Raw genomic sequence first — 22,475 nt, 5'->3', positions numbered from 1 at the left:
CGTCTATCAGCTCATAGGCAGCATTGCTTTGACCCTGCGGGTCGGGCGACGGAATGTTGTATACATGACGAGTGAGGTCGTGGCCGCCGCCCCCGTCCCGGTTCCCGGGCGTGCCCAGCGAGTGCGCGAGATAGCCACCGAACTACGTGGGCTCCGCGGGGCGGTGATCCCGATCCTGCACGCGATCCAGGAGGAGCTCGAGTACGTCGACCAGGGCGACGTCCCGGTCGTCGCCGACGTACTGAACATCGCCGTGGCCGAGGTCCACGGCGTCGTCACGTTCTACAAGGACTTCCGTCGTACGGCGGCCGGACGCACGACCGTGGCGATCTGCCAGGCGGAGGCGTGCCGGTCGGTCGGCGCGGTCACGCTGGCCGAGCACGCGAAACGCAGTACCGGCTGTGGGTTCGGTGAGACGACGGCGGACGGGCGGCTGACGCTGGACGAGGTGTTCTGCTTCGGGAACTGCGCGCTCGGCCCGGCGGTCCAGGTCGGCGGCAAGCTGCACGGACGGGTTACGCCGGCCCGGCTCGACGCGATCCTCGGGGAGGCCCGATGACCAAGGTGTACGTCCCCAAGGACTCCGCCGCGCGGTCGGTCGGCGCCGACGAGGTCGCCGAGCGGATCACCGCGATCGGCGGCGTCGAGGTCGTCCGGACCGGCTCCCGCGGCATGCTGTGGCTGGAGCCGATGGTCGAGATCGAGGCCCCCGAAGGCCGCGTCGGCTACGGACCGGTCGCGCCCGAGGACGTCGACGGACTAGTCGCGGCCGGCATGCTGCGCGGCGAGGTTCGCGACATCGGCGCGTACCTCGGCCTGGTCGAGGAGCTCCCATGGATGAAGCGGCAGCAGCGGCTCACGTTCGCCCGGGTCGGTGTGGTCGATCCACTCTCCGCCGGCGACTACACGTCGTACGGCGGAAATGTGGGCCTGAGGCAAGCACTTTCGATGACTCCGGCCGAGGTGGTCGAGACGGTGGTCGACTCCGGCCTGCGCGGCCGTGGCGGCGCCGGCTTCCCGACCGGCATCAAATGGCGGACCGTGCTCGGCGCGAAGTCGGACCTGAAGTTCGTGTGCTGCAACGCGGACGAGGGTGACTCGGGAACGTTCGCGGACCGGATGCTGATCGAGGGCGACCCGTTCACGCTGATCGAGGGGATGACGATCGCGGCGTACGCGGTCGGCGCGACCGAGGGCTACGTCTACCTGCGCTCGGAGTACCCGGACGCGGTCGCGACGCTGAAGGCCGCCATCGAGATCGCCCGGAGCGAAGGCTGGCTGGGCGAGAACATCCTCGGCTCGGACCTGACGTTCGACCTGCACGTGCGCGTCGGCGCCGGGGCGTACATCTGCGGTGAAGAGACTTCGATGCTGGAGAGCCTCGAGGGCAAGCGTGGGACGGTCCGGGCGAAGCCGCCGATCCCTGCGCTGGAAGGGCTTTTCGGCCGGCCGACCGTGGTGAACAACGTGCTGTCGCTGGCCACGGTCCCGACGATCCTGGCCAACGGCGCCGAGGCCTACGCGTCGTACGGAATGGGCCGCTCGCTCGGCACCAGCGTCTTCCAGCTCGGCGGCAACGTCGCCCGCGGCGGCATCGTCGAGACCGCCTTCGGGATCACGCTCGGCGAGCTGGTGAACGACTTCGGCGGCGGCACGTCGTCGGGACGTCCGGTGCGGGCCGTCCAGGTGGGCGGCCCGCTCGGCGCCTACCTCCCGGTCGAGCAGTTCGACCTGCCGATGGACTACGAGGCGTTCGCGGCCGCCGGCGCGATGGTCGGGCACGGCGGGATCGTGGTGTTCGACGAGAGCGTGGACATGGCCGCGATGGCCCGGTTCGCGTTCGAGTTCTGCGCCGCCGAGTCGTGCGGCAAGTGCACGCCCTGCCGGGTCGGCGCGGTCCGCGGCATCGAGACGATCGACCGGATCGTCGCCGGTGACGACCGGAAGAAGAACCTCGTGTTGCTCGACGACCTGTGCGAGTTGATGACCGACGGCTCCCTCTGCGCGATGGGTGGGCTGACCCCCATGCCGGTGCGCAGCGCCGTCCGCCACTTCGGAGAGGACTTCCAGGCATGACTCTGCTCAAGGAACCCGACTACGGCACTCCTGCCCGCGACGGCGCAGCTACCATCAACCTGACCGTCGACGGTGTGACTGTCGCGGTTCCACCTGGTACGTCGGTGATGCGCGCGGCCAAGGAAGCCGGCCTGGACATCCCGAAGCTGTGCGCGACCGACAGTCTCGAGGCGTTCGGCTCCTGCCGGTTGTGCGTCGTCGAGATCGACGGCGTACGCGGCACACCAGCCTCCTGTACGACGCCCGTCGCCGACGGCATGGTGGTCCGGACCCAGAACGAGCGGCTCGGCAAACTCCGTCGCGGCGTGATGGAGCTGTACATCTCCGACCACCCGCTCGACTGCCTGACCTGCGCGGCCAACGGCGACTGCGAGCTGCAGGAGATGGCCGGTGTCACGGGTCTTCGCGAGGTCCGGTACGGATCCGGTGTCGAGGCCGGCGCCAACCACATGGACCTTCCGACCGACACCTCCAACCCGTACTTCGACTTCGACGCGTCGAAGTGCATCGCATGTTCCCGGTGCGTCCGCGCGTGTGACGAAGTACAGGGAACGCTCGCGCTGACCATCGAGGGCCGCGGCTTCGACTCCAAGGTCGCCGCAGGTGCTGGTGTCTCGTTCTTCGAGTCGGACTGTGTGTCGTGTGGCGCGTGCGTCCAGGCGTGCCCGACCGCGACGTTGCAGGAGAAGTCGGTCGTCGAGCTCGGCATGCCGACGCGGTCGGTCGTCACGACCTGTGCGTACTGCGGTGTCGGCTGCTCGTTCAAGGCAGAGCTGCGCGGCGACGAGCTGGTCCGGATGGTGCCGTACAAGAACGGTGGCGCGAACGAGGGTCACTCGTGCGTGAAGGGCCGGTTCGCCTTCGGGTACGCCAGCCACCCGGACCGCGTGCTCGAGCCGATGGTGCGGGACACGACCGCGGACGAGTGGCGCAAGGTCTCCTGGGACGAGGCGATCAGCTTCACCGCCCGCCGGCTGCGCGAGATCCAGGCCGAGCACGGCCAAGGGTCGATCGGCGCGATCACCTCGTCGCGGACGACCAACGAAGAGGTGTACGCCGTCCAGAAGATGGTCCGCGCGGTGTTCGGCAACAACAATGTCGACACGTGCGCCCGGGTCTGCCACTCGCCGACCGGGTACGGCCTGAAGCAGACGTTCGGCGAGTCGGCCGGCACCCAGGACTTCAAGTCGGTCGAGGAGGCCGACGTGATCCTGGTGATCGGCGCCAACCCGACCGACGGGCACCCGGTGTTCGCGTCCCGGATGAAGAAGCGGCTCCGGCAGGGCGCCAAGCTGATCGTCGTCGACCCGCGCCGGATCGACCTGGTCCGCTCGCCGCACATCGAGGCCGCCCACCACCTGCAGCTGGCGCCCGGCACCAATGTCGCGATCATCAACGCTTTCGCGCACGTCGTCGTCACCGAAGGTCTTGTCGATCGTCCTTTTGTCGACAATCGGTGTGAGGACTTCGAGACCTGGGAGTCGTTCATCGCCCAGCCCGAGCACAGCCCGGAGGCGGTCGCGGACATCACCGGCGTACCGGCCGAGGAAATCCGCGCTGCGGCCCGGTTGTACGCGACCGGCGGCAACGCGGCGATCTACTACGGTCTCGGCGTCACCGAGCACAGCCAGGGCTCGACCATGGTGATGGGGATGGCGAACCTCGCGATGTCGACCGGCAACATCGGCCGGCGCGGCGTCGGCGTGAACCCGCTGCGTGGCCAGAACAACGTGCAGGGCTCCTGCGACATGGGGTCGTTCCCGCACGAACTGCCGGGCTACCGGCACGTGTCCGACGACGGCGTCCGCGAGGTCTACGAGCAGCTGTGGGGCACGCCGCTGCTGAACGAGCCCGGTCTGCGGATCCCGAACATGTTCGACGCCGCGATCGACGGGTCGTTCAAGGCGCTGTTCGTGCAGGGCGAGGACATCGCGCAGTCCGACCCCAACACCCAGCACGTGTTCGCCGCGCTGGGTGCGCTCGACCTGCTCGTCGTACAGGACCTGTTCGTCAACGAGACCGCGAAGTTCGCGCACGTGCTGCTGCCCGGTACGTCGTTCCTGGAGAAGGACGGCACGTTCACGAACGCGGAGCGGCGGATCAACCGGGTACGGCCGATCATGGCGCCGAAGACCGGTAAGCAGGAGTGGGAGATCATCTGTGAGATCGCCCAGCAGATGGGCTACCCGATGCACTACGATTCGGCGAGCCAGATCATGGACGAGATCGCGCTGACCACCCCGACGTTCATGGGGGTGTCGTTCGACAAGCTCGACAAGATGGGCTCGATCCAGTGGCCCTGCAACCTCGAGCACCCGGACGGGACGCCGATCATGCACGAGGACGAGTTCACCCGGGGCAAGGGCAGGTTCATGGAGACCGTGTACGTGCCGACCAGCGAGCGGTCGACCCGGAAGTTCCCGCTGATCCTCACCACCGGGCGGATCCTGTCGCAGTACAACGTCGGCGCCCAGACCCGCCGTACGGCGAACGTCGCCTGGCATCCCGAGGACATCCTCGAGCTGCATCCGCACGACGCCGAGGTCCGCGGGATCGAGGACGGCGACACGGTCGCGCTGTCGAGCCGGGTCGGCCGGACGACGCTGCACGCGAAGCTGTCCGACCGGATGCCGGTCGGGGTCTGCTACACGACCTTCCACCACCCGGTGAGCGGGGCGAACGTCGTCACCACCGACAACTCGGACTGGGCGACGAACTGCCCCGAGTACAAGGTGACCGCCGTCCAGGTCGACCTGCTGACCCAGCCGACGGGCACCACCACCGAGCGCGAGGCGGTCGGCGCGAGATGAGCAACACTCTGCCGCCGTACGTGCGCCTGGCGAACGAGATCGCCGTCCAGTTCGCCCACCGCCCCCCGGCCGACGCCGCCACCGCCATCGCCAACCACATGAAGGCCGCCTGGGACCCCCGCATGAAGCGCGCCCTCATAGCCCACGTAGAAGCCGGAGCCGAAAGCCTGGACCCAGTAGCAGCCTTGGCCGCCCAACAACTGGCCCCCAAGTGACGCAACCGGACGAAACCCCGCACCTGGCTCGGCGGCATGCTGTTGATGTGTTGCCTTGGGATGTGGCGCGGGAGTTGGCGCATTCAGCTGGAGTGCCGGGGGCGGCTGTGGCGCGGGGGTTGGCGGAGGCCGAGGGCTGTGTGCTGGCTACTCCGTTGGTGGCGTCGGTTGCGGTGCCGCCGGTGGATCGGGCGGCTATGGATGGGTTTGCGGTGTGTGGGGCGGGGCCGTGGCGGGTTGTGGGGCAGGTGGGAGTCAGCACCACAGCGGCGGTGGAGCTGAAGGTCGGGGAGGCCTGCAGCATCACGACAGGGGCTGCTGTGCCGAGTGGAGCGTCCTCGGTCATCAGGGATGAGGATGCCCTCCGGGTCGGTGAGTTGCTCCACGGTCCAGACGAGTCCGGCAAGCACATCCGGCGAGCGGGCGAGGAGTGCCAAGCAGGCGAGCTGTTGCTGCCCGCCGGCGTGGTTGTAGACCCAGCAGTCCTCGGCGTGGCCGCGTCCGTCGGGCTCAACCGGCTCACAGTCATCCCGCAACCACGCGTGGCAGCAATCGTCACCGGCGACGAGCTCGTACACCGCGGCGCCTCCGGACCAGGCCGAGTACGTGACGCCATCGGCCCCATGCTCCCCGGACTGATCACCCGAGCCGGCGCCCAGGCCTTCCCCGTCACCCACCTGCCAGACGACCGTACGGCGCTCATCGACACCCTCCGGTCCACCGACGCCGAGCTGATCCTCGTCTCCGGCTCATCTGCCTCCGGCCCTGCAGATCACCTACGACCAGCACTGTCCGCGCTAGGCGCCGAGCTGATCATCGACGGCGTGGCCTGCCGCCCCGGTCACCCCCAAGCCCTCGCCCGCCTCAACGACGGCCGCCTCGTCGTCGGCCTCCCCGGCAACCCGTTCGCCGCCCTGACCGCCTTCCTCACCTTGGGCGTAGCGGCGATCCTCCGCATGCGCGGTCTCCCGCTCCCAGCGCTACCGGTCGCTCCGGTACCAGGCGGGCTGCCCTGCCACCCGCGCAGTACCCGCCTCGTCCCGGTCCGCGTCACCCCACAAGGCGCCGTACCGGTCGGCCATGGCGGTTCCGCCATGCTCCGCGGAGTCGCCGCCGCCGACGCGCTCGCCGTGGTCGACCCCGGACCGGCCGAGGCGATCGCCGCGCGGCTGCTGCCACTCGATCCTGGAGCGCGACCATGGGCCGTCTGATCGCACGTCGTCCGGTACTGCGTCTCGGCCCGGCCGGCGACCGCAGCCGACCGGACTCGATCGCCGTCGAGGAGCCGCTCGAGCTCCGCGTCGACGGCAAGCCGCTCGCCGTCACGATGCGCACCCCCGGCCACGACGTCGAGCTAGCGCACGGCTTCCTGCACACCGAGGGCGTGATCGGCAGCGTCGACGACATCCGCAACGCCCGGTACTGCGACTCGGTCGACGACGAAGGCCGCAACACCTACAACGTTCTCGACGTGGGTCTCGCGCCCGGCGTCCCACCACCCGTGACCGGCGTCGAGCGCAACTTCTACACTACCTCGTCCTGCGGCGTCTGCGGCAAGGCGTCGCTGGACGCCGTACGCCTGAAGACGCGCCACTCCCCGGCGGACGACCAGGTGCGCGTGCGGTACGACGTACTCAAAGACCTGCCCGACGCACTCCGCGAACGACAGCAGGTGTTCGACCGCACCGGCGGTCTGCACGCGGCCGGCCTGTTCACGTCCACCGGCGAGCTACTCGTCGTACGCGAGGACGTCGGCCGCCACAACGCCGTCGACAAGGTGATCGGCTGGGCCGTCCTCGCCGGTCACATCCCGGCCCGCGCCTGCATCCTGATCGTCTCCGGCCGTACGTCGTTCGAGCTCGCGCAGAAGGCGGTCATGGCCGGGATCCCGATCCTGGGCGCCGTCTCGGCCCCGTCCTCCCTCGCCGTCGACCTGGCGCAGGAGTCCGGCCTCACCCTGGCCGGCTTCATCCGCAACGGCACCATGAACCTCTACGCCCACCCCGACCGCATCACGGTGGACTAGGACGCGGCGGAGTCGGTGCTGCTGGACGGGGTCGTCCACAGGCAGTCGGCGGTGCCGGCGGCCAGGTGGCGGCTGTAGACGTCGACCTTGTGGGTGATGACGTCCAGGCAGTCGGTGAGCTCCTGGATCTGCGCGGTGACGTGGTCCTGGTGGCTGCGGAGCAGGGCCAGTCGGTCCTGCTCGTTGCCCGGGCCCTGGCGGACCAGATCCGTGTACTTGCGGATGGTGTCCAGCGGCATCCCGGACGAGCGGAACTTGATGCACATGCCGAGCCAGTCGACGTCGTCCTCGGAGTAGACGCGCCGGCCGTTCGACTCCCGCCGTACCGGATCCGCGAGCAGGCCCTCGCGCTCGTAGAACCGGAGGGCGTGCACGCTCAGCCCGGTCCGTTCCGCAACCTGTCCGATGCTCAGTCCCGTGCTCATACGCGGCACCATAACCCGGACCTAGACCACCCTCTAGCTGTTTTTACAGCAGCGGTTTGAGCGCCGTGAGGGCCTGATGTACGTCGGCCGTCGTCGTGTAGATGTGGAACGACGCCCGTAACTTCCCGCCCCGGACGGCCGCCCGGATCCCGGCCGCCTCGAACGCCTCCTGGGCGCCCGCGAGGTTGGTGCTGACGATGGCGGAGTCGGACGGCGGCAGGCCGAGCCCGGCGCGGAACTCGTTGGCCAGCTCGAGGTTGTGGCGGTGGATCGTCTCGACCCCGATCTGCTCGATCAGCTCGAGCGCGGGCGCGGCGCCGACGAAGCTGAACCACGCAGGCGACTGGTCGAACTTCCGCGCGCCCGGAGCGAGATCCATCTCGGCTCCGTAGTACGAGCTGTGCACGGTCCGGCCGGCGTACCACCCGGCGGCCGACGGGCGGCAGCGCTCCTGCAGTCGCGGCGAGAGGTAACCGAGCGTGGCGCCGCGAGGCGACATCAGCCACTTGTAGGTGTGCGCGACGAGGGCGTCGATGCCGTCCACGGTCAGCGGCAGCCAGCCGAGCGCCTGGCTCGCGTCGATCACCAGCAGCGCGCCAACTTCCTTGCTAGCGGCAACAACCGCAGGCAGGTCGAGTACGGCGCCGGTCGACGACTGGACCGCGCTCACCGCGACCAGGTCGATCCCCGGCCGGATCGCGGCCACCAGTTCGTCACCCGGTACGGCGATCACCTCGACGCCGCGGTCCTCGTGCACCTTCCACGGGAAGACGTTCGAGGTGAATTCGACGTCGTCGGTCAGCACCTTCGCGCCGTCCGGCAACGCGGCCGCGATCGGCGCCACCGCGGCGGAGACCGTGCTGCCCACGAACGCGTCGACCGGATCGGCCCCGACCAGGCGGGCGAACGACTCCCGGGAGCGGGTCGTCGACTCGTCCCACGGCTCCCAACTCGTCGCGCCGACCCGCCAGTCGCCCAGCGCGGCCTGCAGCGCCTCCCACGCCGCCCGCGGCGGCAACCCGTACGACGCCGTGTTCAGCCACCCGGGCTCCGCATCCCACAACCCCTCGAAATCCACTCACCCACCCTACGCAAGCCCCACCTTGAGAACCCACCAACCACATTGCGGCGCCCGAAACGGTCGGTGGCTTCTCAAGGTGAGGCTTGACCTAGAGGGCGCTCTAGCTCTTAGCGTGGCGGGACGATTTGGAGTTAGGAGTGAGTGGATGCGTTATCGCGTGTTGGGTGGGACTGGGATCGAGGTCAGTGCGCACTGCCTCGGGACGATGATGTTCGGTGCGGTCGGCAACCCGGACCACGCCGAATGTGTCCGGATCATCCACGCCGCCCTCGACCAGGGCATCAACTTCGTCGACACCGCCGACATGTACTCGCGCGGTGAGTCCGAGCAGATCGTCGGCAAGGCGCTGAAGGGCCGCCGCGACGACGCTGTGCTGGCGACCAAGGTGCACTTCCCGCTCGAGGACGGGTCGCGGAACCGGAGCGGGAACTCGCGGCGGTGGATCGTCCAGGAGGTGGAGAACAGCCTGCGGCGGCTCGACACGGATTGGATCGACCTGTACCAGATCCACCGGCCGGACTACAGCACGGATATCGAGGAGACGCTGTGGGTGCTGACCGACCTGGTCAGCCAGGGGAAGATCCGCGCGTTCGGGTGCTCGACGTTCCCGGCCGAGGACATCGTGAACGCCTACCACGTCGCGGAACGGCGCGGGTACGGGAAGTTCCGGACCGAGCAACCGCCGTACTCGCTGATCGCGCGCGGCATCGAGCGGTCGCTGCTGCCGACCGCGAAGCGGCTGGGGATGGGCGTGCTCACGTGGAGCCCGCTGGCGTCCGGCTTCCTGTCCGGCAAGGTGCGTAAGGATCAGCCGGTCGACCTGACCACCGGGCGTGCTGCGTTGACGCCGTTCCGCTTCGACCCGTCGATCCCGGGCAACGCGGCGAAGTTCGACGCGGTCGAGCAGCTGATCGAGGTTGCCGAGGGCATCGGTTGCACGCTGCCCGAGCTGGCGCTGACGTTCGTCACCACGCATCCCGCGGTGACGTCGGTGATCAGCGGCCCGCGCACGATGGAGCATCTGGACGGTCTGCTGAAGAGCGCCGACCTCACACTGGACGACGCCACGCTGGACCGGATCGACGAGATCGTGCCGCCGGGCACGGACCTCTACCAGCCGGACGGTGCGTGGCGACCGCCGTCACTCACTGACGTGACGTGGCGTCGGCGGCCGCCGGCGGACCGCTGAGCTACTTGCCTGCTTGTAGTGCCGACCAAGTGACCGGATGCTCGTCTGGTAGTCGCGGGCGGCGCTCTCGGTGAGCGGTCCGAACTGGCCGTCGATGGCGACTGTGCGCGCCAGAGCGGCTGTCAACAAGCGTTGCAGGCGGCGGACCGCCGTACCTGCGGAGCCGTTGCGGAGGGTTTGCGTCGTACTGGCTTTTCAAACGTTGAACATCGGGCACAGGGGCGGCAGAACCGCTGAAGGAATGTGAGGACGATGGGACTGCCACAGTCCATCCGCAACGCTGCGGAACCCTGGACGACAAAGGAACTGCGCAAACTGAAAGAGCTGGCCGCCGACAACCTTCCACCCTCGGTGATCAGCCTCCGCCTCGGCCGACCGGAGTCGGCCATCCTGAGCAAGGCCCTCCAGGCCGGTATCAAGCTCACCCCGCTGTACCGCCCGCCGTACGGCTGCTAGCGCCGCAACGGCACCATCGCCACCGCACCCGCGGCGGCGCAACACAGCGCGGATACCGCGAGAATCACCGCCGGCGACACATGATCGACCGCAACGGCACCCACCACGGCACCCAGCGGGAAGGCGATCGACAGCAACGCACGCTGCGTGCCGAACATCGCGCCGTGACTCGCCGGATCGGCCCAACGCTGCAAGGCCGTCGCCTCGATCGCCGAGTACGGCCCCCACACCGCGCCTGACACCAGGAAGATCGCCGCCGCTGCAGGCAGGCTGTCGGTGAGGACGATCGGCAGCGTGACGAGGCCCCACACGAGCGCCCTGCAGGCATTCACCAGGCCCGGCCGCCGATCAGCCAGCCACGGCGCGAACGGCAACGTCGCCAGCGCGGCCGCACCGAAGAGCACCCACAGCAGCGTGTAACCACCAACCCCGCTGCCCAACTGCTCGCGGGTGAAGTACGGCAACACGGAGTCGAAAGGCCCGTAGGTGAAGTAGTACGCCACCGACAACCCGATCAGCCCGATCACCCGCCCCGACGCCCAACCACTCCGAGCCTCAGCTCGGCGAGGCGCCCCAGTTCGACAGGGCAGCCGTACGGCGATCGCCGCAACGCCAACCAGCATCGCCAACGGCACGAGGAACGCCCGTCCCGGTCCCAGGGCATTCGCCCGCGGGCCGGCCGCGGTCAGGCTGAGCTCCAGAACCCGGCCGCTCCGGGCGCGATCGACGTACCCGAGTCGCTCCAGTCGGTCGATCAGGGTCAGCGCCGCCAGTCACGCAGAGCGATCCCGGGTGGCGCGGTGGACGAAACATTCACGCGAGCCTGAGCGTGTCGGCCGCGTGCATTACGGTGTGGGGAAACCTGGGACCGGGTGACAAGGGGGTGACGCCGTGGCGGTGACGATGCGGGACGTGGCGCGGCATGCCGGGGTGTCGCCGAAGACGGTCTCGAACGTGATGAACGGGTACCCGTACATCCGCGAGGAGACCCGGACCAAGGTGCTCGCCTCGATCGATGCCCTCGGCTACCAGATGAACATCTCCGCCCGGAACCTCAAGTCCGGCCGGACCGGCATCATCGCGCTCGCCATCCCCGAGCTCAGCAACCCGTACTTCGCCGAACTGGCCGATGCCGCGATCGCGGCCGCCGGTGAGCACGGCCTGACCGTGATGATCGAGACCACCGGCGCCAGCCGCGAGCGTGAGCTGACCGCGCTCGCCCGCCCGCGCGGCCACCTGGTCGACGGCCTGCTCTACAGCCCGCTCGGCCTCGGCCCCGAGGACGTCGAGCAGCTCCGCACCCCGACGCCGATGGTGCTGCTCGGCGAGCGGATCTTCCACGGCCCGGTCGACCACGTGATGATCGACAACGTCGACGGCACCAAGGCCGTCGTACGGCACCTGCTCGACCAGGGCCGCCGCCGGATCGCGGTCATCGGCATCCGTCCCCGCGAGGGGATGGGCACCGCAGCCATCCGGTACGGCGCCTACGCCGAGACCCTCGCCGAGTACGGCGTGTCCGCGCCGGAGCAGCTGGCCGTGTCCGGCGGGAAGTGGCACCGCTCCAGTGGAGCGGACGCGATGGAGGAGCTGCTTGCGACCGGGCAGAAGTTCGACGCTGTCTTCGCCCTCAACGACACATTGGCCCTCGGCGCGGTCCGGGCGCTGACTGCGCACGGCATCCGGATTCCGGAGGACGTCGCGGTCGCGGGCTTCGACAACATCGACGAGGCCAGCTACAGCAGCCCGACCCTGACGACGGTCGACCCGAACCGCGTGCACATCGCCCGCAAGGCGGTCGAGCTGCTGGTGCAGCGGATGGCCGGCGACGCCTCCGAGCAACAGGAGATCGTGGCGCCGTACGAATTGCACGTGCGCGAGTCCACGGCCGGCTGACCGGTCACGCAAAGCCACCGTCCCTGAGGGGTTGACCACCCGCGGACCACCCGGGCATCATCTCTACACCGATGTAGTACACCGATGTAAATCCGTGCTCCACCACCGCCAGGAGGACACGAAGATGCTCGAAACCCCACCCCTCTCACGCCGGGCAGTCCTGGGCGGACTGGCCGGCGTTCTCGCGCTCAGCGGCTGCGGCACGCTCGGCGCCAGACCGAAGGTCCGCGAGTGGAACCTGTTCGGCGGCGGCGACGGCGCCCGCCTGCTGCAGATCCACCAGCAGTACGTCGCCGAGCACCCCGACGTCCGGTTCGAGGCGCACACCCTGGCCTGGGGCCCGCCGTTCTACACCAAGCTGGCGATGTCCGCGGCCGGTGGCCGGGCGCCCGAGGTCGCCACCCTGCACCTGTCCCGGCTCAAGGGGTTCAGCCCGAGCACCATGCTCGACCCGATCCCGGTCGACCTGCTGAACGCCGCCGGGATCCGCGAGGAGGACTTCCTGCCCGCGACCTGGAGCCGCTGCGTCGTCGACGGGCAGCTGTACGCCGTACCGCTGGACCAGCACCCGTTCGTCCTCTACTACAACACCGACATCTGCAAGAAGGCCGGACTGCTCGGGCCGGACGGAAAGATCAAGCCGGTCAAGGGCGTGGACGAGTTCGTGGACATGATCCGGGCGGCCAAGGAGACCACCGGCAAGTACGGCGCCTCGATCGAGACCACGAACCCGTGGCGGATGTGGTGGACGCTGTACGGCCAGCTCGAGGGCGAGTTCTTCACCGAGGACGGCACTGAGCTGGTCCTCGACGACGCCAAGGCGCTCGAGGCCCTGGAGCTGATGGCGAAACTAGCCGCCGACGGGCTCGTCCCGCGATCGGCCAACTACCCGGCCCTGGTGGCCCAGTTCACCAGTGGCGACGTCGGCCTGAGCTTCAACGGGGAGTGGGAGGTGACGACGTACCAGACCGCGAAGATGCCATTCAGCATGGCGCCGTTCCCGGTCGTGTACGACGTCCCGGCGTACGCCGGTGATGCGCACACGTTCGTGCTGCCGCACCAGTCGAACCGGAGCGCGGACGACACCAAAGCGACGGTCGAGTACATCGCGTGGATGCTCAAGCACAGCGCGGACTGGGCGGCCGGCGGCCACATCCCGGCGTACCAGCCGGTGGCGGAGAGCCAGGACTACCTGAAGCTCAAGCCGCAGGCGGAGTACCGCAGCGTCGCGCCGCACGTGCTGTTCGACCCGGACGCGTGGTTCAGCGGCTCCGGTGCGCAACTGCAGAACGAGGCCGGGGCCGCCTTCAGCGGGGTCTTCTCCGGCCAGGCGACGCCCAAGGCGGCACTCGCACAGTTCAAGGCGGCGACTCAGACGCTGCTCGACACCCCGTCCCCGGTCTGACAGGAGGTCACCCCCATGGCCGTGCAGACACCACCTCGAGTCACCACCCCTGGCACACCGTCGACGACGGCGAAACCGGAGACCGGGCAGCCGTGGAAGGAACGCTGGGCGGGGCTGTTCTTCGTCGCGCCGTTCCTGCTGCTGTTCGCCGCCTTCCTGATCTGGCCGACGATCTCCGGACTGTGGAACAGCTTCTTCAACACCAGCCTGGCCGGCGTCCAGCAGGAGTTCCTCGGCCTGCAGAACTGGCGGGAGATGTTCGGCGACCCGGCCGTCTGGGCGTCGCTGAAGAACACGCTCGTCTTCACCGCGATGAGCACGCCGCCCCTGGTGGTCATCGCGCTCGTGATGGCCCTGCTCGCCAACCGCAAAGGCTTGCTCGGCTGGCTGCTGCGGTTCTCGTACTTCGCTCCGTTCGTATTGCCCGCGACCGTCGTGACGCTGATCTGGGTCTGGATCTACCAGCCCGGGTTCGGCCTGGTGAACGGCCTGCTGACAGCCGGCGGGTTCGCCGAGATCGACTGGCTGAACACCGAGAACCGGGCCATGCTGGCCGTCGTGATCACGACCGTCTGGTGGACGGTCGGCTTCAACTTCCTGCTCTACCTCGCCGCCCTGCAAGGGATTCCGGCCCAGGTCTACGAGGCCGCCGACATCGACGGCGCGAACGGCCGGCAGAAGCTGTTCCGGATCACGCTGCCGCTGCTCAGCCGGACCACCGGGCTGATCGTCGTCCTGCAACTGGTCGCGTCGCTGAAGATCTTCGACCAGATCTACCTGATGACCAACGGCGGGCCGAACTACGCGACCCGGCCGATCATCCAGTACATCTACCAGAACGGCTTCACCAACTACCGGATCGGCTACGCGTCGGCGATCTCGTACATGTTCTTCGCGATCATCGTGGTCGTCGCGATCGCGCAGTTCAAGCTGTTCTCCGGCCGGAAGGAGGCCGGCGCATGAGGACGACCTGGACCTTCCCGAAGGTGGCGACCATCGTCGGCGCGGTGCTGCTCGCGATCGTCTGGCTGGTGCCGCTGCTGTGGGCGCTGGACACGTCGCTCAAGCCGGAGCCGGAGACCACACGCTCACCGATCACCTGGCTGCCGCAGGACCCGACGGTGGACGCCTACCGCAGCGTCGTCGACCAGGGCGACCTACTCCGCTGGTTCATGAACAGCAGCGTCGTAGCGGTCCTGGTGACCGCACTGACCCTGCTCGTCTCGGTGCTGGCGGCGTACGGGTTCTCGCGGACCAGCTTCCCCGGCCGGCGGGTGCTGTTCGGCCTGATCATCGCGGGCATCCTGGTCCCGCCGCAGGTGCTGATCGTGCCGCTGTTCCAGGAGATGACCGGCCTCGGCCTGGTCGACACCTACTGGGGCATCGTGCTGCCGCAGGTGGTCGCGCCGGTGATGGTGTTCGTGCTGAAGAAGTTCTTCGACGGCATCTCCCGCGACTACGAGGACGCCGCCCGGGTGGACGGCGCGACCCGGTGGCGGATCGTCTGGAGCGTGATGGTGCCGATGTCACGGCCGATTCTCGTTGCTGTCGGCATCTTCACCTTCATCGGCGCCTGGAACAACTTCCTCTGGCCGTTCATCGTGACCACCGACCCGTCGATGATGACGATCCCGGTCGGTCTCGCCAACGTGCAGGGCTCGTACGGCCTGCGCTACGCCCAGATCATGGCCTCGGCCGTGCTGGGCGGACTCCCATTGCTCATCGTCTTCGCCCTGTTCCAGCGCCACGTGGTACGCGGGGTCGGCGACGCCGGCATCAAGGGATAGATCACCATCCATCACGACAGGAGCAACCTGGTGCCCGCTGCCAACATCACCCTCGACCCAGCCTTCACGATCGCGCCGGTGAACCGCCGTACCTTCGGCACGTTCGTCGAGCACATGGGCCGTTGTGTCTACACCGGTATCTACGAGCCGGGTCACGCCACCGCCGACGAGGACGGCTTCCGCAAGGACGTCCTCGAGCTGACCCGGGAGCTCGGGGTGTCGGTGGTCCGCTACCCCGGCGGCAACTTCGTCTCCGGCTACCGCTGGGAGGACGGCGTCGGCCCGCGGGAGGGCCGTCCGCGCCGGCTCGAGCTGGCCTGGCAGAGCGTCGAGACGAACGAGTTCGGCCTCGACGAGTTCATCCGCTGGTGCGCCAAGGCCGGCGTCGAGCCGATGATGGCGATCAACCTCGGGACCCGCGGGGTGCAGGAGGCGCTCGACCTGCAGGAGTACGCGAACCACCCGGGCGGCACGGCGTTGTCGGACCTGCGTGAGCAGCACGGCGCGTCGCCGTACGGGATCAAGTTGTGGTGCCTGGGCAATGAGATGGACGGGCCCTGGCAGATCGGGCACAAGACGGCCGAGGAGTACGGCCGGGTCGCGGCCGAGACGGCGCGGGCGATGCGGATGGTCGAACCCGACCTGCAGCTGGTCGCGTGCGGCTCGTCCTCGTCCGCGATGCCGACCTTCGGCAGCTGGGAGCAGACGGTGCTGCGGGAGACCTACGACTTCGTCGAGTACATCTCCTGCCACGCGTACTACGGGAACGACGACGGCGACACCGCGTCGTTCCTCGGCTCGGCGGTCAACATGGACCGCTTCATCGACGCGGTCACCGCGACCGCGGACGCCGTCGGCGCGGAGCTGAAGAGCAAGAAGACGATCGACATCTCCTTCGACGAGTGGAACGTCTGGTACGGCGAGCGCTCCCGCCGGACCGACGGTCCCGGCGACCAGTGGGAGGTCGCGCCGCGGCGGATCGAGGACGAGTACAACGTCACCGACGCCGTCGTGGTCGGCAACCTGCTGATCTCGCTGCTGCGGCACAGCGACCGGGTCGGCGTCGCCTGCCTGGCCCAGCTGGCGAACGTGATCGCGCCGATCATGACCGAGCGCGGCGGCCCGGCCTGGCGGCAGCCGACGTTCCACCCGTTCGCGATCACCTCCCGGCTCGCGGCCGGTCAGGTACTGCGGCTGGAGACCGACTCGCCGACGATCAGCACGGCCAAGTACGGCGACATCACGGCGGTCGACGCGGTGGCGACGTACGACGAGGGCAAGCTGGCGGTGTTCCTGGTCAACCGGTCCTCCGAGGGCCCGATCGAGGTGACCGTCGACGTCAGCCGCGCCGGTGTCGGCACGGTGGCGGAGGCCCTGATCATGCACGACGACGACCTGCTCGCGACGAATTCCGCCGAGCACCCGGACCGCGTCACTCCGCAGCCTGCCGACGTGAAGCTGGCGGACGGCAAGCTCACCGTCACCCTGCCCGCGGTGAGTTGGACCGCAGTCAGCCTGGCCGGCTGAACTGCGTCACGGTGACCCCCGGCGCAATCTCGACCCGCGCAGTCTCGTGGTAGCCACGGGACTTGTAGAGATTGACCGCCGGGGTGTTCGCCGTACCGGTCGCGACGATGCTGACCGGTCGCGGCTCGAGCTGGTCGAGGTGGTCCAGCAGCGCACGCCCATGCCCGCGGCGGGCGTGCGCCGGGTCGACGATCAGGCGGGTGATGTCGACCGTGTCCTGGTCGGGGAACTCGTAAGCGACCGCGCCGACCAGGACGTCACCGTCGTACCGGCCGAGCCAGTGCTCGGTGGACGACATCAGGCCGTCCAGGTCCTCCTGGAGCGGCGGGATGCCGTCGAATCCGATCAGCTCGGCCTCGACGGCGTACGCGGCGTGCTGGATCGCGAGGACGCGTTCGGCCAGCGCGCGGTCGCCGAGATCGAGAGGTCTGATCACGCGCGCCAGGCTATCGTCAGGCCGTCTTCCAGTAGCCGAGCGCTTTGACCCGGTGCTTCGGCACGGCGAGATCCTTCAGCACGTACGACGTGAGCGTCCGCGTGGTGACCGTGTCGCAGGCGATCCAGACGAACGCGTCGGCCGGGTTGTCGCCGATGAACTTCGGCAGCTCCGCCTTCACGCCCTCGACCAGGTCCTGCCGCGGAACGGTCCGCAGGTCGTGGTGATCCTCGATCCGGAACGGCAGCTCGCGGTCCACGTCGTGCGTCGTCTCGAACCAGATCGTGGCCGGCAGCTTCGGCGCGACCGCGAGCAGCGAGTTGATCGCCGGCAACGACGCCGGGTCACCGATCACCAGCATCCGCTCCGGCAGCGGGTCCGGCACCTCGAATCCGGTCCCCTGCACGGTCGCCTCGATCGTGTCCCCCGGCTCGGCCTTGCGCGACCAGTCGCTCGCGCACCCGTCGTGCAGCGCGAACTCCAGGCTGAACGTGCCCTGCACCGGGTCCGGGTCGACCAGGGTGTACGCGCGCTGGTGCGGCTTGCCTGCGTTGTCGAACCACAGCCGCACCCACATGGTCGGGTGGACGCCGATCGCCTCGAGCAGCCCACCGTCGGTGAAGTGCACCCGGCGATAGCGCTCCGTGACCTGTTCGGCGCCGGTCACGCTGAAGGTGAAGTCCTTCCCGCGGAACAGCTTGAGTACGACGCCTTCCCAGCCATGCCTCACTGCTTCCTCCACGCGAGAATGGCCGTTGCGGCCGGATGTACCTGACTTGTAAGTTAGCGCAGCCTAACCTAACTGAAGCGAGGACTGTAGTGAACGCGAGGGTCTACCGGGACGCGTACGGCGTACCGCAGCTGCAAGCGGGAGACCCGCTGGCGCTCGTCTACCTGCAGGGCCTCAACGCCGCAGAGGACCGCGCCTGGCAGCTGGAACTCGAACGGCGGCGTTTCCTCGGGACGAGCGCCGCCTTCCTCGGCCCGGAGGCCGCCCCGTGGGACGTGTTCGCCCGGCAGGCCCGGCTCGCCGACACCGCGCAGCGCTGCTTCGAGGCGCTCGACGACGAGACGCGCGAGTGGATCACGGCGTACACCGAGGGCGTCAACCACGCGCTGCCGGTCGGGGCGAAGCGCGCGCCCGAGTTCGCGCAGACCGGCCTGACGCCGCAGGGGTGGGAGCCGTGGGCGCCGCTCGGGATCTGGCTGGCCGTCCACATCCTGTTCGCCGGGTTCCCGACCAAGCTGTGGCGGACGCACGTCGCGCAGCACCTCGGCGACGAGAACATCGAGCTGTTCTCGTCGGAGGGTCCGCGGACCGCGGGCAGCAACGGCTGGCTGATTCCGGGTTCGCTGACGGCCTCGGGCCAGGCGATCATCGCGGGAGACCCGCATCGCTTCATCGAGAGCCCGGGCATCTACCAGCAAATCCGGCTGACCTGCCCGGAGTACGACGTCCTTGGTCTCGCCGTCCCCGGGGTCCCGGGGATCGCGCACTTCGGTCACACCGGCAAGGTCGCCTGGGCGATCACCAACGCGATGTCGGACTACCAGGACCTGTACGACGAGCAACTGCGGCGGACCGGGGCGACGGTCGAGGCGCTCGGCCCGGACGGGTGGAAGCCGGCCGCGGTGCACACCGAGGTGGTCGAGGTGGCCGGCGCGGATTCGATCGAGATCGAGGTGATCGAGACCGAGCGCGGACCGGTGATCATCGACACCCCGACGCGGACCGTCAGTCTGCGGTACCCGCCGCGGGTCACCGGACGCCTCGGCTTCGAGGTGCTGCCGAAGTTGCTTCGGGCAACGAACGCCGGCGACCTGGACGCCGCGCTGGAGGATTGGGTCGAGCCGGTCAACGTGGTCCTGGCGGCCGATCAGACCGGCGGTCTGTTGCATCGGACTGCTGGCCTGGTGCCCACCCGCGATCACTCGAACCGGCTGCGCGTGGTCCCCGCGTGGGAGGCCGGGAGCCAGTGGCAGGGCTGGCACAGCCCGATGCCGCGGGCAACCGTCGACGGGCCGGCGGTGATGGCGAACGCGCGTGAACTCGCCGCGCCGCTGGGCGTCGAGTTCGCCGCACCGCACCGATCCCGGCGGATCGCGGAGCTGCTGTCCGCACAGACTGCGTGGTCGGTGGACGAGATGCCGTCCGTGCACACCGACACTTATCTCGGCTCCGCGGCCGACCTGCTGGACATCCTGGCTGAGCTGGAAGATCTCTCGTCGGAAGCCGTTGCCTTGCGCACCGAGTTGCTCGAGTGGGACCGTCGGATGGACGCCGCGAGCACCACGGCGTCGTCGTACGCCGCGGTCCGCAAGGCCCTCGTCTCCCGGTTGGCGGACCACTTCGCCGTACTCGAGGGAGCGGACGGGCCGGAGGTCTTCGCCCCGTGGATGGACCCGCTCACGCATGTCTCGTACGCGCTGGAGAACCTCCTTGCCGCGGAGCTTCCCTTCGTCAACGTCAGCTGGCTGGCGCGGGAGGCGCTCGAGGAGGTGGCTGCGCGGAAGCCCCGGCCGCCGTGGGGTGAGACCCACCAGGTGGCGCCGCTGCACATGCTGCGTGGTCCGGTGTTCGCGCCGGACGAGGAGCCGTTCGACCTGGGCCTGTCCGGCGACCACCACTGCGTGATGTCGACGTCGAGCCTGCCCGGCCTGACCGACGTGTGCATCCGTGCCTCGGCGGCCCGGTACGCCTGGGATCTCGCGGATCGCTCGGCCAGTGGGTGGATCGTGCCGATGGGCGCGTCCGGCGTACTCGGGGATCCGCACCACCACGACCAGTTGCCGCACTGGCTTCGTGGCGAACTGGCACCGGTCCAGGGTGAGCTCACTCGGGTCGAGAAGGGTTTCGCGCAGGACGTCGAAGGGTTCGGTTCGGTGCGGATCGTCGAGGCCGATCCGGACCGCGACCTCGATCTGATCCACGGCTGGGTGACGGCCGAGCGGGCGACGTACTGGGGTATGGGGCACCTGTCGCGGGACGAGATCGAGGGGATCTACCGCTTCCTCGACTCGGTGCCGACGCACCACGTGTACCTCGTGCATCTCGACGGTGCGCCGATCGCCTTGTTGCAGACCTACGACCCACAGGCCGATCCGGTCGGAGCGTCGTACGACGTCCAGGCCGGCGACATCGGCCTGCACTTCCTGATCGCGCCCGGCGACCCGCGCCCGAACTTCACCGGCAACCTGCTGAAGGTCCTCGGCCTGTTCTTCTTCGCCCACCTCGGCCACCCGCGCGTGGTCGTCGACCCGGACGTCCGCAACGACCGCGCCATCGACCGCTTCCTCCGCACCGGCTTCACCACCGGCCCCGAGGTCAAGATCACCCACCCCGACGGCACCACCAAGACCGCCCAACTAGCCTTCCTCACCCGCGACCGCTTCCTCGGCGCCTAGATAAGTCCCCAGCACCACCTCCAACCGCTCCAAAGGCCTCCTCGGGTACGACGTCCGAACCATCCGGAATGAACTTCACCACCTCCCCAACCGCCGCCAGTACGTCGGCCTGGGCAACAGCCCGGAGAACCCAGCCTGTTCGCTGTGGGCCTGCCCGGCGTCGGCGCAGCGGCCATGCTCGACCCGGGCAGCTACGAGCTGTGGCAGTGGGGTTCGCTGGCACCGTCGCTCTGGCACTGCTGCGAGGTCCGGGCGTCGGTGAGGAGCCAGCTCGACGAACAGGTTGACGCGGCCGACGTGATGGCCGAGGTACTCGGGGATCTGCGGTTTCTGGTCGCGCACGGGTGTGCCTACTTGGATGTTGTCGGGTGACAAGATGTCCCTGATGGCTGAGATTCCGTTGGACGCGTTGGTGCCGCATGGGAACGGGCCGGTTGCTTCCGTCTACTTGGTGACGGGTGGGCGTACGGCGGTTTTGAAGGTCTACCCGCAGCCGTTGGATCGGCGGACGTACAACGCGGTCGAGATCGAGCAGGCGAAGTTGGCGGGGTTGCGGTCGGCGGCGTCGATCGTGCGGGTGGAGGCGCTGGACGAACTGCCGGACAGGCGGACCGGGTTGCGGATGGAGTTCTGCCCGCAGTCGTTGCCGGACCTGGTGGCGAACGGGCCGTTGCCGATCGGGGACGTGGTCGTGCTCGGGCAGATCCTGAGCTCGGTGCTGGCCGAGGCGCATGACACCGGGCTGGTGCATGGCGGCGTGACGCCGGCCAACGTGCTCGAGCGGCCGAGCGGGCAGCCGGCGCTCGCGGACTTCGGCGTGGCGCTGCGGTTGCGGTTTCCGCGGGATCTGATGGCCGACGCCGCGTTCACGGCGCCCGAGGTACTGCGGGACGGCGAGTTGTCGGAGCAGGCCGACGTCTACGGGCTGGGCGCCGTACTGTATCTGGCGTTGACCGGGCAGTCGCCTTTCCCGGCGCGGACGGGTGAGTCGGCGGACGGCGTCGTACTGCGGGTGTTGCGTGAGACGCCGCCGGAAGTGTCCGGGCGGGATGTGCCGCCGGCGTTGTCCGGGCTGCTGCAGCGGATGATGGCGAAGGACCCGGACGCGCGGCCGGAGGCGGTGACTGTACTGCGCGAGTTCGAGCAGCTGCTGACCGCCGAACCGGTCGAGGACGACCTCGACTTCGACGACTTCAGCGACGAGCTGGCGGCGGGCCGAAACGTGCCGGTGGCAACGGCTCCGCCGAAACCCGTTGTGCAGAAGGCGAAGAAGAAGACAAGCAGCCGAAGCCGCGCAAGGGATTGCTGATCGGCGCAGCCGCCGCGATTGCTCTGATCGCGGTCGTCCCGGTGATGATCCAGCCCGGTGATGACGACCAGACAGCGCCTCCGGCCCCGGTCGTGACACCGCCCACGAGGACGGCGGCAACGACGCCTCCAGCGCCGACCGCGATCACTCTGAAGCCGCCGCAGGACAACGGCACCTCGGTCGTCCTGGCCTGGTCGTCCCCAAAAGCTCTCGACCGGTACGTCGTCTTCGTCGCCGAGCAGGGAGCGAAGGAGCCGCGATCGGGCTACAACGGTTCCGGTACGACGGCCACCGTGCAGATCAGCCCCGGCCTCAAGTACTGCTTCCAGGTTCAGGGCACGGACGGCGTCGGCACGTACACGAGCCAGGCCCGGAGCATCCGCGGCGCCACCTGTGTCGGCGGGCGGTAGACGGAAACTGGACCGGTCCTGG

The 22,475-nt window shown here is 68.9% G+C and carries 22 protein-coding genes and 1 pseudogene; 17 read left to right on the top strand and 6 right to left on the bottom strand.

Annotated features, from left to right (window positions below; genetic code table 11):
• Positions 1–64: 64 nt before the first annotated feature.
• From AB0H36_RS07965 to fdhD, 6 genes are read left to right on the top strand one after another with little or no spacing between them, the layout of a single operon-like run.
• The gene (locus tag AB0H36_RS07965) at positions 65–559 is read left to right on the top strand and encodes an NAD(P)H-dependent oxidoreductase subunit E (protein ID WP_360518382.1); all 495 of its coding nucleotides are present in this window, start codon (positions 65–67) and stop codon (positions 557–559) included.
• Positions 556–2,076 (top strand): NADH-quinone oxidoreductase subunit NuoF, encoded by a 1,521-nt coding sequence (locus tag AB0H36_RS07960; protein WP_360518379.1) that lies wholly within the window; start codon positions 556–558, stop codon positions 2,074–2,076. The genes AB0H36_RS07965 and AB0H36_RS07960 overlap by 4 nt, the downstream gene beginning before the upstream one ends.
• A complete protein-coding gene (fdhF, locus tag AB0H36_RS07955) occupies positions 2,073–4,886 on the top strand; it encodes a formate dehydrogenase subunit alpha (protein ID WP_360518377.1) in 2,814 nt (937 codons plus the stop codon). The genes AB0H36_RS07960 and fdhF overlap by 4 nt, the downstream gene beginning before the upstream one ends.
• Positions 4,883–5,101, top strand: a complete 219-nt coding sequence (locus AB0H36_RS07950; protein ID WP_360518374.1) for a formate dehydrogenase subunit delta — start codon at positions 4,883–4,885, stop codon at positions 5,099–5,101. The genes fdhF and AB0H36_RS07950 overlap by 4 nt, the downstream gene beginning before the upstream one ends.
• Positions 5,098–6,312 carry a molybdopterin molybdotransferase MoeA gene (locus AB0H36_RS07945; RefSeq protein WP_360518371.1) on the top strand — a complete coding sequence of 405 codons (1,215 nt, stop codon included), beginning with the start codon at positions 5,098–5,100 and terminating at the stop codon, positions 6,310–6,312. The genes AB0H36_RS07950 and AB0H36_RS07945 overlap by 4 nt, the downstream gene beginning before the upstream one ends.
• Positions 6,300–7,127 carry a formate dehydrogenase accessory sulfurtransferase FdhD gene (gene fdhD, locus AB0H36_RS07940; RefSeq protein WP_360518367.1) on the top strand — a complete coding sequence of 276 codons (828 nt, stop codon included), beginning with the start codon at positions 6,300–6,302 and terminating at the stop codon, positions 7,125–7,127. Before AB0H36_RS07945 ends, fdhD begins: the two co-directional genes overlap by 13 nt.
• Here the strand turns inward: fdhD and AB0H36_RS07935 are convergent.
• Positions 7,124–7,552, bottom strand: a complete 429-nt coding sequence (locus AB0H36_RS07935; RefSeq protein ID WP_360518364.1) for a MerR family transcriptional regulator — start codon at positions 7,550–7,552, stop codon at positions 7,124–7,126. The genes fdhD and AB0H36_RS07935 overlap by 4 nt on opposite strands.
• Positions 7,553–7,595: 43 nt before the next feature.
• Positions 7,596–8,630: an aminotransferase class V-fold PLP-dependent enzyme gene (locus AB0H36_RS07930; RefSeq protein ID WP_360518361.1), complete on the bottom strand. Its 1,035-nt coding sequence runs from the start codon at positions 8,628–8,630 to the stop codon at positions 7,596–7,598.
• 148 nt (positions 8,631–8,778) lie between these two features.
• On the opposite strand from AB0H36_RS07930, the gene AB0H36_RS07925 reads away from it, so the two are divergent.
• Positions 8,779–9,822 (top strand): aldo/keto reductase, encoded by a 1,044-nt coding sequence (locus AB0H36_RS07925; protein ID WP_360518358.1) that lies wholly within the window; start codon positions 8,779–8,781, stop codon positions 9,820–9,822.
• Here AB0H36_RS07925 and AB0H36_RS07920 read toward each other — a convergent pair.
• Positions 9,775–9,966 (bottom strand): annotated as a pseudogene (locus AB0H36_RS07920) (hypothetical protein); the annotation flags it as partial. The gene AB0H36_RS07925 and the pseudogene AB0H36_RS07920 overlap by 48 nt on opposite strands.
• 108 nt (positions 9,967–10,074) lie before the next feature.
• Here AB0H36_RS07920 and AB0H36_RS07915 point away from each other — a divergent pair.
• Positions 10,075–10,278: a hypothetical protein gene (locus tag AB0H36_RS07915; RefSeq protein ID WP_360518355.1), complete on the top strand. Its 204-nt coding sequence runs from the start codon at positions 10,075–10,077 to the stop codon at positions 10,276–10,278.
• On the opposite strand, the gene AB0H36_RS07910 is transcribed toward AB0H36_RS07915, so the two are convergent.
• Positions 10,275–10,805 carry an MFS transporter gene (locus AB0H36_RS07910; protein WP_360518352.1) on the bottom strand — a complete coding sequence of 177 codons (531 nt, stop codon included), beginning with the start codon at positions 10,803–10,805 and terminating at the stop codon, positions 10,275–10,277. The genes AB0H36_RS07915 and AB0H36_RS07910 overlap by 4 nt on opposite strands.
• Positions 10,806–11,169: 364 nt before the next feature.
• Here AB0H36_RS07910 and AB0H36_RS07905 point away from each other — a divergent pair, with 364 nt between their 5' ends.
• The 5 genes from AB0H36_RS07905 (at position 11,170) to AB0H36_RS07885 (ending at position 16,893) form a co-directional block, all read left to right on the top strand.
• Positions 11,170–12,174, top strand: a complete 1,005-nt coding sequence (locus AB0H36_RS07905; RefSeq protein ID WP_360518349.1) for a LacI family DNA-binding transcriptional regulator — start codon at positions 11,170–11,172, stop codon at positions 12,172–12,174.
• 124 nt (positions 12,175–12,298) lie between these two features.
• Positions 12,299–13,579: an extracellular solute-binding protein gene (locus AB0H36_RS07900; RefSeq protein WP_360518346.1), complete on the top strand. Its 1,281-nt coding sequence runs from the start codon at positions 12,299–12,301 to the stop codon at positions 13,577–13,579.
• Positions 13,580–13,594: 15 nt separating this feature from the next.
• Positions 13,595–14,542 (top strand): sugar ABC transporter permease, encoded by a 948-nt coding sequence (locus AB0H36_RS07895; RefSeq protein WP_360518343.1) that lies wholly within the window; start codon positions 13,595–13,597, stop codon positions 14,540–14,542.
• Positions 14,539–15,366: a carbohydrate ABC transporter permease gene (locus AB0H36_RS07890; RefSeq protein WP_360518340.1), complete on the top strand. Its 828-nt coding sequence runs from the start codon at positions 14,539–14,541 to the stop codon at positions 15,364–15,366. The genes AB0H36_RS07895 and AB0H36_RS07890 overlap by 4 nt, the downstream gene beginning before the upstream one ends.
• 30 nt (positions 15,367–15,396) lie before the next feature.
• Entirely contained in the window at positions 15,397–16,893 is a 1,497-nt protein-coding gene (locus tag AB0H36_RS07885; protein ID WP_360518337.1) for an alpha-N-arabinofuranosidase, read from the top strand.
• On the opposite strand, the gene AB0H36_RS07880 is transcribed toward AB0H36_RS07885, so the two are convergent.
• Together AB0H36_RS07880 and AB0H36_RS07875 are read right to left on the bottom strand one after the other, a co-directional pair.
• Positions 16,877–17,329, bottom strand: coding sequence for a GNAT family N-acetyltransferase (locus AB0H36_RS07880; protein ID WP_360518334.1), 453 nt, complete (start codon positions 17,327–17,329; stop codon positions 16,877–16,879). The two genes, AB0H36_RS07885 and AB0H36_RS07880, sit on opposite strands and share 17 nt — an antisense overlap.
• Positions 17,330–17,345: 16 nt before the next feature.
• Positions 17,346–18,059: a siderophore-interacting protein gene (locus tag AB0H36_RS07875; protein WP_360518331.1), complete on the bottom strand. Its 714-nt coding sequence runs from the start codon at positions 18,057–18,059 to the stop codon at positions 17,346–17,348.
• Positions 18,060–18,148: 89 nt separating this feature from the next.
• On the opposite strand from AB0H36_RS07875, the gene AB0H36_RS07870 reads away from it, so the two are divergent.
• The 4 genes from AB0H36_RS07870 (at position 18,149) to AB0H36_RS07855 (ending at position 22,453) form a co-directional block, all read left to right on the top strand.
• Positions 18,149–20,734 (top strand): GNAT family N-acetyltransferase, encoded by a 2,586-nt coding sequence (locus tag AB0H36_RS07870; RefSeq protein WP_360518328.1) that lies wholly within the window; start codon positions 18,149–18,151, stop codon positions 20,732–20,734.
• Between the two features lie 144 nt (positions 20,735–20,878).
• On the top strand, positions 20,879–21,106 hold the full coding sequence (locus tag AB0H36_RS07865; RefSeq protein ID WP_360518325.1) for a hypothetical protein: 228 nt from the start codon (positions 20,879–20,881) through the stop codon (positions 21,104–21,106).
• Between the two features lie 13 nt (positions 21,107–21,119).
• Positions 21,120–22,043: a protein kinase gene (locus AB0H36_RS07860; RefSeq protein WP_360518322.1), complete on the top strand. Its 924-nt coding sequence runs from the start codon at positions 21,120–21,122 to the stop codon at positions 22,041–22,043.
• Entirely contained in the window at positions 22,037–22,453 is a 417-nt protein-coding gene (locus AB0H36_RS07855; RefSeq protein WP_360518319.1) for a hypothetical protein, read from the top strand. The genes AB0H36_RS07860 and AB0H36_RS07855 overlap by 7 nt, the downstream gene beginning before the upstream one ends.
• Positions 22,454–22,475: the final 22 nt, after the last annotated feature.

The sequence above is a fragment of the Kribbella sp. NPDC050820 genome (assembly GCF_040653975.1).
Classification (GTDB): Bacteria; Actinomycetota; Actinomycetes; order Propionibacteriales; family Kribbellaceae; genus Kribbella.
Note: the sequence above shows the minus strand (reverse complement) of the source record. Positions and strands in the feature narration are given on the sequence as shown.

Coding starts and splice junctions, on each gene's coding strand:
- AB0H36_RS07935 (WP_360518364.1), bottom strand. CDS start 7,552: ATGAGCACGGGACTGAGCATCGGACAGGTTGCGGAACGGACCGGGCTG.
- AB0H36_RS07960 (WP_360518379.1), top strand. CDS start 556: ATGACCAAGGTGTACGTCCCCAAGGACTCCGCCGCGCGGTCGGTCGGC.
- AB0H36_RS07965 (WP_360518382.1), top strand. CDS start 65: ATGACGAGTGAGGTCGTGGCCGCCGCCCCCGTCCCGGTTCCCGGGCGT.
- fdhD (WP_360518367.1), top strand. CDS start 6,300: ATGGGCCGTCTGATCGCACGTCGTCCGGTACTGCGTCTCGGCCCGGCC.
- AB0H36_RS07925 (WP_360518358.1), top strand. CDS start 8,779: ATGCGTTATCGCGTGTTGGGTGGGACTGGGATCGAGGTCAGTGCGCAC.
- AB0H36_RS07890 (WP_360518340.1), top strand. CDS start 14,539: ATGAGGACGACCTGGACCTTCCCGAAGGTGGCGACCATCGTCGGCGCG.
- AB0H36_RS07895 (WP_360518343.1), top strand. CDS start 13,595: ATGGCCGTGCAGACACCACCTCGAGTCACCACCCCTGGCACACCGTCG.
- AB0H36_RS07915 (WP_360518355.1), top strand. CDS start 10,075: ATGGGACTGCCACAGTCCATCCGCAACGCTGCGGAACCCTGGACGACA.
- AB0H36_RS07860 (WP_360518322.1), top strand. CDS start 21,120: ATGGCTGAGATTCCGTTGGACGCGTTGGTGCCGCATGGGAACGGGCCG.
- AB0H36_RS07900 (WP_360518346.1), top strand. CDS start 12,299: ATGCTCGAAACCCCACCCCTCTCACGCCGGGCAGTCCTGGGCGGACTG.
- fdhF (WP_360518377.1), top strand. CDS start 2,073: ATGACTCTGCTCAAGGAACCCGACTACGGCACTCCTGCCCGCGACGGC.
- AB0H36_RS07950 (WP_360518374.1), top strand. CDS start 4,883: ATGAGCAACACTCTGCCGCCGTACGTGCGCCTGGCGAACGAGATCGCC.